Annotated in this window: 10 protein-coding genes; 3 read left to right on the top strand and 7 right to left on the bottom strand. The window is 31.0% G+C overall.

Going from position 1 to position 13393, the window contains the following annotated elements; all coding sequences use genetic code 11:
- Window positions 1-63: 63 nt before the first annotated feature.
- Complete coding sequence (locus tag D3P13_RS02410; RefSeq protein ID WP_117879699.1) at window positions 64-1185, top strand: TolB family protein; 1122 nt, start codon at window positions 64-66, stop codon at window positions 1183-1185.
- Window positions 1186-1311: 126 nt separating this feature from the next.
- Here D3P13_RS02410 and D3P13_RS02405 read toward each other — a convergent pair whose 3' ends face one another.
- Entirely contained in the window at window positions 1312-1584 is a 273-nt protein-coding gene (locus tag D3P13_RS02405) for a hypothetical protein (protein WP_157972810.1), read from the bottom strand.
- Between the two features lie 216 nt (window positions 1585-1800).
- On the opposite strand from D3P13_RS02405, the gene D3P13_RS02400 reads away from it, so the two are divergent.
- A complete protein-coding gene (locus D3P13_RS02400) occupies window positions 1801-3681 on the top strand; it encodes a B12-binding domain-containing radical SAM protein (RefSeq protein WP_117879697.1) in 1881 nt (626 codons plus the stop codon).
- A 168-nt stretch (window positions 3682-3849) separates the two neighbouring features.
- Here the strand turns inward: D3P13_RS02400 and D3P13_RS02395 are convergent, their stop codons facing one another.
- From D3P13_RS02395 to D3P13_RS02370, 6 genes are all read right to left on the bottom strand, one after another.
- Window positions 3850-4296, bottom strand: coding sequence for a KTSC domain-containing protein (locus D3P13_RS02395; protein WP_117879696.1), 447 nt, complete (start codon window positions 4294-4296; stop codon window positions 3850-3852).
- A 393-nt stretch (window positions 4297-4689) separates the two neighbouring features.
- Window positions 4690-6336, bottom strand: a complete 1647-nt coding sequence (locus D3P13_RS02390) for a SulP family inorganic anion transporter (protein WP_117879695.1) — start codon at window positions 6334-6336, stop codon at window positions 4690-4692.
- 131 nt (window positions 6337-6467) lie between these two features.
- Complete coding sequence (locus D3P13_RS02385; RefSeq protein WP_117879694.1) at window positions 6468-7937, bottom strand: potassium/proton antiporter; 1470 nt, start codon at window positions 7935-7937, stop codon at window positions 6468-6470.
- 144 nt (window positions 7938-8081) lie between these two features.
- Complete coding sequence (locus tag D3P13_RS02380) at window positions 8082-9941, bottom strand: alpha-1,3-galactosidase-related protein (protein WP_117879693.1); 1860 nt, start codon at window positions 9939-9941, stop codon at window positions 8082-8084.
- A 97-nt stretch (window positions 9942-10038) separates the two neighbouring features.
- A complete protein-coding gene (locus tag D3P13_RS02375) occupies window positions 10039-10722 on the bottom strand; it encodes a response regulator transcription factor (RefSeq protein ID WP_117879692.1) in 684 nt (227 codons plus the stop codon).
- Window positions 10715-12163, bottom strand: coding sequence for a sensor histidine kinase (locus tag D3P13_RS02370; protein ID WP_117879691.1), 1449 nt, complete (start codon window positions 12161-12163; stop codon window positions 10715-10717). The genes D3P13_RS02375 and D3P13_RS02370 overlap by 8 nt, the downstream gene beginning before the upstream one ends.
- 304 nt (window positions 12164-12467) lie before the next feature.
- Between D3P13_RS02370 and D3P13_RS02365 the strand changes: the two genes are divergently transcribed.
- Entirely contained in the window at window positions 12468-13337 is an 870-nt protein-coding gene (locus tag D3P13_RS02365; RefSeq protein ID WP_117879690.1) for a GLPGLI family protein, read from the top strand.
- Window positions 13338-13393 lie beyond the last annotated feature (56 nt).

Below are 13393 nucleotides of genomic sequence, written 5' to 3'. Positions count from 1 at the left end.
TTATTTGAAATTATGATTATTAGAATGTTATTTTAATTTAAGAAAAACACTAAATATAAACATATGAAATATATAGTTACGATAGTACTTATACTCGTTTTATTGTCATGCAAAACGCAAAACACAACTCAAGCAGTTGTAAAGAAAACAACAAAAACAGCACCTGTATATGTTAATTCTGAAGGAAATTCTCTTGTGTTTCCGGAAGAAAAACATTTTAAATCTCTTCGTCAAGTAACTTTTGGAGGTGATAATGCGGAAGCGTATTGGAGTTTTGATGATAAACAACTTGTTTTTCAATCTAATCATAAGAAATGGGGTGTTGCATGTGATCAAATGTTTTTGATGGATGCTAATGAAACGTTGGATAGTTTGGTTGCACCTCCATTATTAAGTACAGGGAAAGGGCGTACTACGTGTGCTTATTTTTTGCCTGATAATAAAAGTATTGTTTACGCCTCTACACATTTAGGAGGTGAAGAATGTCCTGATGCTCCTTTACGAAAAGAAGGAAAATATGTATGGCCAATTTATGACACCTATGATATTTTTGTAGCCGATTTAGAAGGTAATATAACGAAACAATTAACTACTGAAAAAGGGTATGATGCCGAAGCTACAGTTTCTCCTAAAGGCGATAAAATTGTATTTACTTCAGATAGAAGTGGCGATTTGGAATTGTATACTATGAATATTGACGGTTCAGATGTAAAACAGATTACAGATCAATTGGGGTATGATGGAGGAGCTTTCTTTTCACCTGATGGAACGAAACTTATTTTCCGTTCTTCAAGACCTAAAACCGAAAAAGAAATAAAAGAGTATAAAGACTTATTGGCAGATGGTTTGGTAATGCCTACAGAAATGGAATTGTATATATGTAATGCTGATGGTTCTGAATTACGTCAATTAACGAATTTAGGTAATGCAAACTGGAGTCCATTTTTTCACCCTTCTGGTGAGAAAATTTTGTTTTCTTCAAACTTTGAGGCAGAACGAGGTTTTCCTTTTAATTTATATATGATTGACCTTGACGGAAAAAACCTAACGAGAATTACACATGGAGAAACATTTGATGCATTTCCTGTGTTTTCAAATGATGGTACAAAACTAATTTTTTCTTCTAATAGAAATAATGGAGGTGGTAGAGATACCAACTTGTTTATTGCAGAATGGCAAGACTAGAAGGATTGACAATCTGAAATATAAAAAGTAAGATACCAACTTGTTTATTGCGGAGTGGCAAGATTGAAAGCATTGAACTTTTTTGAGATATAAAACGTATTTTGTTTTTTCTAAAAAAAATGTTGTTTAAAAAATTAGGAATTTTACGCCGATTATTAGAATTATTGATAACATTAGAATTATTGTAATATTTTTAATCAATTCAGTTTTTTCTTCTTGTTTAATTTTATTTCTGATTTTCTCTAATTGTTCTGGCGTTGCTTTTCTTTTCAATAATTCACCAAATTCCACTTTCAATCCTTTCAAGGGCATACTTCGTCTATCAAAGTGAATCAACTCTTTTTTTCTTGAGTTATTTCTCAGAGAGATTATCATTGATTGAACTATTCCGAAACTCATAAACTAATATTTAAGATGACCATGTGTTGCTCACTGGAGGAATAAGGATTTGATTAAATGTAATGGTTAAGATAATAATAATCAATTTATCAAGCAAATTTTAAATTTTATCCACTAGCATGCAAAATTTGTATGTAATAGAAATATTCTTGTTAATATCTGTTTAATTATTTTCTACTTTAGACGCTTACCCTAAAAGAACGCTATCTTTGCATTATGCAACCGAAATTACTTTTAATAACGCCACCGTTTACTCAGCTAAATACTGCGTATCCAGCAACTGCCTATCTCAAGGGGTTTTTGGAGAAACATGAGGTGTCTGTTGAGCACTGTGATTTAAGCATTGAGCTCTTTACAGCTATTTTTACTAGTGATTTTTTACGTTCTATTTTTCAGGAAGCTGAAGATTTGGAGAATTATCATTATCCCGAACTTAGTAAAAGGAAGGAGCACTATATTTCTCGAGTTGATGTAGTTCTTAAATTTCTTCAAAAACAGGATATTGAAACTGCATATAAAATCTTAGAAGCCGGTTTTTTACCATCAGGGCATAGGTTAATGAAGGTGAATGCTGAAATAAAATGGGAAGTTGGAGAAATAGGTATAATAGATAAAGCAAAGCATTTTGGTACACTTTTTATTGAAGAAATAGGAGATTTTATTCATGCGAACGTAGATGAGTTTTTTGCATTTACGAAATATGCCGAGCAAATTGGAACGTCAGCAAGTAGTTTTAATCAATTAGATGATTTTTTGCAATATCAGCCTACGCTTATTGAAGATGAAATGATGAATATTTTGGAGGATCAAATTAAAAAGCATGATCCTAATCTAATCTGTTTTACAATTCCATTTCCTGGAAATTTGTTTGCGGCTTTGCGTTGTTCTCAGTTTATTAAACAGTTTTTTCCAGACATTCATGTCGCTTTTGGCGGAGGGTATTGTAACACAGAACTACGTTCACTAGAGGATTCTAGAATTTTTGAATTTGTTGATTTTATTTCATTAGATGACGGTGAAGGGCCCTTATTAAAGTTGGTTAATTACCTTGAAGGTAATGGTGATATAAACGAATTGGAAAGAACGTTTGTGTTAGAAAACAATGAAGTAGTTTATAAGAATAAAATACCTAATACTATTTACCATCATAAAAATTTACCCGCACCTAACTACTCAGGATTGCCGTTTGATAAATATGTTTCTTTTTTAGATGTAGTAAACCCGATGCATCGGATGTGGACAGATGCGAGATGGAATAAGCTGACTATTTCTCATGGATGTTATTGGAAACAGTGTTCGTTTTGTGATGTAAACTTAGATTATATAGGTAATTATCAAAACACAACGGCAATTGATTTAGTAGATAAAATTGAAAAAATAATTAAGGACACAGGTATTACAGGTTTTCATTTTGTTGATGAAGCAGCTCCACCTAAAATGTTAAGGGCTCTATCAATGAAGCTGATAGAAAGAAACCTAAACATTACTTGGTGGACAAACATTCGTTTTGAAAAGACATTTGATGCTGAATTATGTCAATTAATGGCAAAATCGGGTTGTATTGCTGTAACTGGTGGGTTAGAAGTGGCTTCAGATAGGTTGTTGGTTAAGATGAAAAAGGGAGTTGATATCGCACAAGTTACGAGAGTTACTCATAATTTTTCAGAACAAAGCATTATGGTTCATGCATATCTTATGTATGGATTTCCTACTCAAAATGAGCAGGAAACTATCGATTCATTGGAAGTTGTGCGACAATTGTTTGAGAAAAATTGTATTCAGTCTGCATTTTGGCATCAATTTACTACCACTATTCACAGTCCTATTGGTCAAAACCCTGAACAATTTGGAATAAAAATAACAGGACCAGTTTTTGAAGGATTTGCTCAAAATGATTTATATCATCAAGATCCTGAAGGAACTGATCACCCTAAATATACAAAAGGATTAAATCTTGCATTAAATAGTTATTTAAATAAGACAGGGTTTAAAGAAGATTTACAAACTTGGTTTGATTTTCCTATTCTTAAAACCAGTCATCCTAAAGACTTAATTAAAAGTTTTTTATTAAAAAGTAGCACTTTAAAACACGTCTAGTTATTTGATTAAAAGGAAGGTGTTTTGGTTTTACATAACTCTATTGGCTAGTAATGATCGGTAGTGTAAACTCATTTAACTACAATGACGAAAAACGACTTAAGCCTTTTTTCGTCATTGTAGTTGTATTATTAAAATATAAGAATTTACTTTATTGCCGTCTCTTAGTTAAGCCATAACTGAAGCTTTCTTTGATTTTCTGTAAAGGAAAGAATTGAAAATATTTCTTTTTCCAAAATTGTTTATTGATTTACTATTCACGAATTTGATAAATAGTTTACGATTGACTCCGAAATATTCATAAGTATTACCATCAGCAAAAGTAACTTCTAAAAGCATACTTTTATGTTGAAAATCTTCAACGGTTGAAGGTATAGTTATAGAATTATACTCTTCTAGATTGGTTTCTTTGGTTTTTGGAGCTATACTTACTAGAAAATGATAAGCATCAATAATTTTTTGACTTTTTACTTCAGCCTCTAGCTTTTTCTCTTCATCCTGGAATTTATCTGGATGCCAATTCTTTACTAAGCCTCTGTATGTAGTTTTAAGTTCTTTAAGTTCAATTTCTCCGTCTACCTCAAAAAGCTTTTTGTAATCATTAATACGTTTCATTTATGTCATTTTCAAATTGGGTGCAAATCTATTCATATTATTTGATATACACAGATAGTTTTTTATTACTGCATTTTTATTTTTAAATTATGTAAAATGACTGTAAAATATGGTCTTTTGGATGATTTGTTAAAAATAATAGGTAGTTGTTAGCAGGAGAACAGTTATCATAATATGCCAATTTAAAGCCAAAACCTCTTACATTTAGTTTTAGTTTTATAAGATTTATTGAGTTTTATGAAAGAAAAAGACATCATGATATTATAGTGTAATGATATGTTCTTATAATTCTATAGCAGAGATTATACGAAGGGTATGTATAGATGAAAAGGTTTGTTACTATGTCTATAAAGTAAATCTAAAACGGCTTAATTTATACTTGTTAAGTCTATTTTAAATTTCGTTAGCTAATTTAATTGCTGTTGTAATGTCTTTGACAACAAACTCTTTTTTTAAAATTGAAAACATATCATTATTTTTAAAATCCTTTTTTAAATTTTCATTTACACCTGAAATAATTACTTTTATGCCTCTTTCTTTAAAGATTTTAACAATTTCTTTGACGCTCTGATAACCAGTAGCATCAATAAGTGGAACATAACGCATTCTTATAATAATAACTTTGGGTCGTAAATGCGTATTTGTAACTGTTTCTTGAAATTGACGAGCGGCCCCAAAAAACAGTGGTCCATTTATTTCATAGAGTAATACATCTTTGGGTATATCAATCAATTCTTCATCAAAAAGATTTTCTTCATCTGTTGTTTTAGTGGTTATATTTTCAACATGAACAGATTCACTCATTCTTTTCATAAACATAAAACTGGCTAGCACCATTCCAATTTCTATGGCAATTACTAAATCGAAAATTACAGTTAAAAAGAAAGTGGTTAGTAAAATAATAATGTCCATTCTATTCCCTTTTAAAATGGATTTAAATTGTCCAATTTCACTCATGTGATATGCAATAACTACCAATATTCCGGCAAGGCAAGGAAGGGGTATTAATTTTGCATAAGGTGCAAATAATAGCATTATTGCTAATAGAACTAAACTGTGGAAAATACCAGCTAATGGCGTACGACCACCATTTTTAACATTAGTGGCTGTTCTTGCAATAGCACCTGTTGCTGGTATTCCACCAAATAATGCAGATACGATATTGGCTCCACCCATAGCAATTAGCTCCATGTTTGAACGATGTTTACCACCAATCATTGAGTCTGAGACAACTGCCGAAAGCAGGGACTCAATACTTCCTAAAATGGCTATTGCGAAGGCAGGTTGTATTAATGCTTGTATAGTATCGAAGTTTACATTTGGTATGTGGGGTAAACTAAAATGGTTGGGAATTTCTCCAAAATTACTTTCTATTGTGTCTACAGGAATATCAAATACTTTTACTATAATGGTGGATAATACAATAGCAATGATTGATCCTGGTATTTTTTTTACTAATTTCTGAAAATAGATAGTTATTAAAATTGTGGACACTGCAATAGCAATGGCATACCAATTTATGTTATCAAAATTCTCAAAATACACCATCCATTTATCTATAAAATCAGCAGGTACTTTTGAGATATGCAGCCCGAAAAAATCATTAATTTGTGATGAAAAAATTATCAGTGCAATACCACTTGTAAAACCTACTATTAAAGAATAAGGAATAAATTTCAGTAAATTACCCAGACGTAAAAGTCCCATTCCTATCATTAAAAATCCTGCTAAAAATGTGGCTATGATTAACCCATCTATTCCGTAAGATTGAATAATACCGTAAACAATGACAATAAAAGCACCAGTGGGACCTCCAATTTGAACCCTGCTACCACCAAACGTAGAGATGATGATTCCTGCAATAATAGCAGTTATGATTCCTTTCTCTGGAGAAACACCAGAAGCAATTGCAAAAGCAATTGCTAATGGCAGTGCAACTATGCCGACGATTATTCCTGAAAGGAGGTCTTTTGTAAGTGTTTTCTTAGATATCCCTTGTTTTAAAAGAGAGAATAGTTTGGGTGTAAATTCTTTTTTCATTGATTGATTAATCGCTTAGAATAATAGCGAAATTAGAAGAAAATATAGTAACAATCAAACTATATTCTATAAGTTAGTAACTAGATTATAAACCAAAAACGCTAATACTATAAATTGAAAATTTTAATCCATTACGTTTTCTGAGTACTAAGTGTTTTGTGTACATCTTCAAAAATGACAGGTCTATCAGCAAGAACAATTAGTGTGTCTTGTGCTTCAATTTTTGTTTTACCATGTGGTATGATATAGCTATCTCCCCTTTTAATCATCGCAATTATCGCATTTTTAGGAAAGCCTAATTCAACAATTTTCATGTTTACTGCATAGCAGTCTGAGGTTATTAAGAATTCTTTCATTTCAGCTTTAGGGTTTTCTGCTAAAAGTAAATCAGAGGGAGTCAATTTTTTTGCTTCTTCTGGTAGTCCTACATTTAACCATTTTGCAACAATAGAAAGTGTAGTTCCTTGAATTAAAATGGATGTGACTGAAATGAAAAAAACAATATTAAAAATCATGTTTGCTTTGTCTATTCCTGCCAATAAAGGATAGGTAGCAAATACAATTGGAACTGCACCACGCAGTCCAACCCAAGAAATATAAAACCTTCTTCTCAATTTCATTTTAAAAAACATAAGGCTAATAAATACACCTATAGGTCGAGCAATAACGATCAAAAAGACTGAAATGAGTAGTCCAATACCCATATATGGAATTATTTCAGAAGGAAAAACGAGTAACCCTAAAGTGAGAAACAGCACAATTTGCATGAGCCAAGCTAAACCATCAAACATTTTAAAAATGGTTTTTTTGTGGATTAGGTCTTGATTACCTAGATACACTGCACAAATGTAAATCGCAAGAAAACCATTACCCCCTACAAAATTGGTGGCAGAAAAGGTGATGAACATTAGGGCGATAACTAAAACAGGGTAAAGTCCTTCAAAGTCAAGTTTAATTTTGTTAATGATATACTTACTAAGTACTCCAAAGGCAAAACCTAAAATACCACCCAAAATCATTTGTTGCAAAAACATGGGAATTATAGATAGAAAACTTTGGTCTTGATTAATTACCAAGGTTAAAAATGCAATAGTTAATACATATGCCATGGGGTCGTTACTTCCGCTTTCCATCTCTAATGTGGGTCTTAGATTGGTTTTTAAGGCTAGACTTTTTGAGCGAAGAATCGAAAATACGGCAGCCGCGTCTGTTGAAGATACAATTGAACCTAATAATAGACTTTCATAAATGGTAAAGTCAGTAACTAGCCAAACAAAAGTGCCAAGAGAAGTTGCTGTCAATAAAACGCCTAATGTAGATAAGGCAACCCCTTCCCAAAGAATCGGTTTAACTGTTGTCCAATTGGTATCAAGTCCACCTGAGAACAAGATAAAATTAAGAGAAACAATACCAATGAATTGAGCTAGCTTAGGATCGTCAAATCGGATACCTCCAATACCATCTGAACCCGCTAGCATTCCTATAGCCAAGAAGAGTAGTAAAGTTGGAACACCAAATTTATAAGAAGTTTTACCTGCAAAAATGCTTACAAGAAGTAATAAGGAACCTATTAAAAGTATGTTTTCAATCGTTAAATTCATTCTTTTTTTTTTCTTGAAATTTTATGCTGCAAAGGTATTATTTCTCAATGAGGAAGTTGAATAAGTGTTTATGTTATTTTCTTAAATCATTATCTTCTTTTAATGTGAATTTATAGTAGTTCAGTTAGGATAAAATCCGCTAACTTATTTTTTATTTTCAGTATCAATTTTTAATTCAATATTGGTTAAGTTGAGTTGATTGGTTGACATATATTTTAGAAGAATATTTTTTCCTAATACATTGTCTCCAATTTTATTTCCACTAATTTCCACATTTTTACAGGCGTCGAAAAGAAAATTATGTTTTTGAGAATGCCAAGGTTTAAAATCATAACTTCGGGTAATTGTATTGTTTTTAAAATACAACCCATCTACAGATCTTGCATATACGATTGGGTAGTCTGAAGGGTTGAAGCTGTTGTTTTCTATTGTAATATTCTTGTGATAAGGATTCAAAGAATCGGAAGATGGAATTTCTGGATATATACTTATTATGGCATTGCAGAATTGATAGGCTGATGAATTCGATGCGGCTTTAAATTCATTATTTTTAATTGTAATGTTTTTTACTGAACCACTTTCATACCAATAGTTAGCATCACCTGCAATTAATATTGCTGAACCACTAGTCTCAAAAATATTATTTTCAATACGTACTTTACCAGGAGTAGAGATTAAATAGCCTCTTGCTCTATTACTACCCACATAACAATTAGTTATGGTTGCGTTAGGGGTCCAACTTAAATTTTCAAGAGAATAGTCGTCAGATAAAAATTCGGGAAGTTTATTGTCAAATGCCAATGAAAAACGTTTACTATCAGTTTGAGAAAAGCGGTTAACTATTCCAATTCCAACTGTTTTCATTGTTTTTTTGTCGATATACCCAATAGAGTCTCCCTTTTTTGCCCAAATAAGTCCAAGACTCATGTCGTGTGCATAACTACATTCTAAGACAGTGTCGTTTATTCGTTTGACAACCGGTACATAGGTTCCGTGAATATTTATGGGGTCATCCATAAGCCCTTGAGCATCGCAATCATTTATAATTATCTCACCTTTACATCCCATAAAATGTAAACCGTCATCATGACCACTTAGAAATCTATTTTTATTAGGGTTAGGAACCATATTTACTTTCTGCATTTCAATGTTTTCACAATATTGAGAAAGAATTCCTAAACCCGAGGTATGATAAACATTTATATTTTCAAGTTTAATGTCTTTGCTATGAAATAAAAACATACCTGCATGATCTCTAGTGCTATGTCTCATAATCAGATAGTTGCCTACAGTTGGTGTTTTGGTAAAACTAGCAGTCATTAGCACGAACCCTGGTTTAATTTCTTTATAAATAACGTTTTCTAAATCTCCATTAACAGTACCATGATCTCCAGTAAATGGTGGAATAATGTGGTTTTTATCAATTTCAATTAGCCAAGATCCTCCGGTTAGTTTCCATTCGGCTTTCCAATCATCAGCAGCAAACGTGATCCCTTTGTCATGAACGCTATATGGAAATTGAGCGGTGTCAATTTTAATTAGAATGTGCGTCGAATCAGCTTCGATTACCTCTGATTCAGCAGTTAGTGGTTTGTCCCAATCTATATTTAGATTTTTTATGTTGATATTTTCAGAATTATCTAAGGTGAAGGGCTGAATATGTCCATGGTAGATAAAATCTGAACCCTGGGCATCAATTGTAATGTTCTTTTTTTTCTCTAGTAAAATTGCCAATCTTTTTGGGTTAATGTCATAAGTATTGGTTTCAAAATAAGTTCGGAAATAACTAGTATCAGGATAAAAATCATACCGTCCTTTCGGAAAAATGATCGTAACAGTTTCATCGGGCAAATTATCTATGAGTTTGTTAATTTTCGAAGTAATACTTTGCTTTGTGTTTGGAGTAATTCCGTGGTCCTTAACATTGATTATGTTTGTTTCTGATTTTTCGATACAGCTGCCAAGTAAAAATGCAATTAAAATAGAGGTATAAGTAAATTTCATTATTTAAATTTCTGAGGCTTAAAATTGACGTCGAATTTATTAATAATTTAATAAAGACCTAAAGCAAAAGTATATTAAAATAAAAACAAATTGTCTTTTAACAAACTAATTTATACCCGTAACCTCTTACGTTCAATATTTGAATGGCAGGGTCTTGTTTTAGTTTTTTTCGAAGTTTAGTAATAAAAACATCCATACTTCTTGAGCTAAAAATATCATCAGTACCCCAAAGTTTTTTAAGGATAATTGAACGGTCCAATACTTCATTTTTATTTTTATATAAATTAAATAATAAATGTGCTTCCCTATGCGTAAGTTGCAGTTCTTTTTCTGTTTTAAACTGTAATATTTGTCTTCTAAAATCGAATGTATAGAGACCTAAATTTATTATTTCTGCAGTTTTTTGTAAATTTGTTCTTTGTAATAAGCTATTAATTCTAACTATTAATTCTTCAATAGAGAAGGGCTTTTTTACATAGTCATTACCGCCAATAGTAAAGCCTTCTACAACATCTTTTGTTTGTGACTTCGCAGTTAGAAATATAATTGGAATTTCATTGTTCTCTTTTCTAATTTCTTTTGCCAATGTAAAACCATCTTTTTTAGGCATCATTACATCTAAAACTAAGAGTTTGGGGTCATTCTCTTTGTATTTCTTTAATGCAATTTCGCCATCTTCGCATAATAAGACCTTAAAATTTCTTGTTTCTAAACTGTCTCTTATTATTTGCCCTAGTGCAGGTTCATCTTCCGCTAATAATATGGTCACCTTTTCACTCATTTGGTAGTGTTATTTTAAATGTGGTTAAATTATTACTTAAGTGAACATCAATAGTTCCTTTATGTTTTTCAATTATTTTTTTGGCATAATATAGTCCAATTCCAAACCCTTTTACATCATGTGTATTTCCTTTTGGGACTCTATAAAATTGTTCAAAAATTTTAGTTTTATTCGCTTTTGATAGCGAATTTCCAGTGTCAGAAATTGAAAGTTCAAATTTGTTTTTTACTTGTTTGGTTTCAATGATAATTTTATCTCCACCGTATTTAATAGCATTATCAATAATGTTGTTAATTACATTTTCAAAATGGAATTCATCTGCTTTAATGAGTATATCTATATTACTATTTTTAAATTCAATAGTCTTGTTTTTTAATTGAAAGTTGTGTTTCGTAATTATACTTTGAATTAATGCAGTGCTTTTTATTTCGTCAAAATTTAAATTAAGATTATCACTATCTAAAGAGGCGGTTTCCAATAATTTTTCAACCATTATATTTAGTTTAGACAATTGGTCTGTAGACATGTTAATATATGTCTTTGTCTTTTCTTTATCTTCAATAGCATTAAAACTAGTTAAGCTTTCTAATGCTACACCAATAGTGGCAATTGGTGTTTTAAATTCATGGGTAATATTATTGATGAGGTCATTTTTAACTTCTGCCAATTGCTTTTGTTTGTATATTGTTTTTAATAAAAAGATTAAACTTGATACTATAGCCGCAGATAATAACAATGATAATAGTATACTTGCTAATGATTTTTTTAATAAAATAGCAACTTCATTTGTAAATAACACTTTAAGTTTTCCTCTTCTGGGTAAAAAAGTGGATTTAGAAGTTGTTGTTAAGTGATTTTTTGGAAAATTTTCTAGGTATAAATTCCTCGAGGCTGTAATAATACTGTCTTGAGAATCACGTTTTGAATAGTCATAAATTAAGGCATATTTTAAATTCAGATGATGTCGCTGAAGTTCCTCTGAAAGGTAGCTGTCTAATTTTTTCAGATCCATACTATCTCTAGAAATAGAAATAAAAACTTTTGAAATTAAACTATCAATATTCTGTGGTAAAATTTTGTCGGTAGTATAAAATGGATAATTACTGTTTCTATAATCTTTTATTAAAATGGGTTTTTCATTTTCTAATTTAGAAATGTTTTTTAAAGTGCTATCTATTTTAGTTCTTAACTCATTTTTTGAAGGGCTGTTAATAGTGTCTGTTCTTTCTTCAAGGTTTACATTATATTTAATAATACCGGTCCTTGTAATATTGGCAAAATAAGCTTCTACAGAATTGTCTAAACTCCGTTGTACTTTACCAATAAGATGTTTTTTATTACCCTGATATTCTTTAAAATTCCAAAACAATTGTACTCCAATTGTAGTAAGAATTGTCAAGATAATAAAGCCGACTACCCATTTGTAGTTTTTTTCATTCATTAGTCAATTTTTTTTTTTGTTTTCAGGCTAATTAATTCAATGTCAAAACACATGGCTATTTGCATGTTTTTAAGAGAAACAATAAAAAAGTTAATAGCTTGATAAACATTTTCATTAATCAAATTTAAAGACAATTATAGTGTAAAACTAATCGGTTAACACTAGTTAACATTAGTTAACCTACGTTCATACTATTTATGTATAGTTTTGTGTTGTAATTAAGATTGTAAATAATTTTAAATATAAAAATAAGTATAAACTTTTTAATGGGTTTATTATTAGATAATTACTAAAATATATAATTATGAAGACAAAAATAATCACAATACTTGTTGTAGCGGCTACTTTTTTATTTTCAACAAAATCTATAGCTCAAAAGGACTTTCAGGGTAAAGCCTATTACCAAAGTAAGACTACTATGGATATGGATTTTGGGGGAAGGCAAGAAAGTGAAGAAAGAAAAAAGGAAATAGCAGAAAGAATGAAGGGATTTCTTGAAAAAAGTTATACGCTTGCTTTTAACAAATCAGAGTCCATGTATAAAGAAGATGAGAAATTAGCTGCACCTGGACAAGATGGTGGCAGAGGAGGAAGATTTGCGGCTATAATGGGTGGTGCAAATGGACCTCAATATAAAAATATAAAAGACAGTTTGTTTTTACAAGAGAATGAACTGCTGGGTAAAAACTTTTTAGTTAATGATAAGCTAAAAGCATTGGATTGGAAAATGAGTGGTGAAACAAAACAAATTGGTCAGTATACTGCTTTTAAAGCTACTGCAATTAAAGAGGCGTCAACAGCTGCTTTTGCACCTCGAGGTCCTCGTGGCCCAGGTGGAAATAATGATCAGGCATCAAAAGATGATGATAAGCCTGAAGCACCAAAAATGATAGAAGTAACGGCATGGTATACCATGCAAATTCCAGTAAATCAAGGTCCTGGTAAATTTTGGGGATTGCCTGGTTTAATATTAGAAATACATGAAGGCAATACTTCAATTTTATGTACAAAAATTGAAATTAGTAGTGAGAATTCAGAAACTATTAAAACACCATCAAAGGGTAAAAAAGTTTCTCAAGACGAGTATGATAAACTTGCCAAAGAAAAAATGGAAGAAATGAGAGAGCGTTTTAGAGGAGGAAGAAACCGTGGAGGTGGTGGAGGAAGAAATTAAAATTTTAACCAAGAATAATTTCAAGAATAAAATAACAAATAAATCTTCTGTTAAGA

The sequence above is a fragment of the Aureibaculum luteum genome (assembly GCF_003449015.1).
Lineage (GTDB): Bacteria > Bacteroidota > Bacteroidia > Flavobacteriales > Flavobacteriaceae > Aureibaculum > Aureibaculum luteum.
The sequence above is the reverse complement of the archived record's forward strand: the minus strand, read 5'-3'. Positions and strand labels throughout refer to the sequence as shown.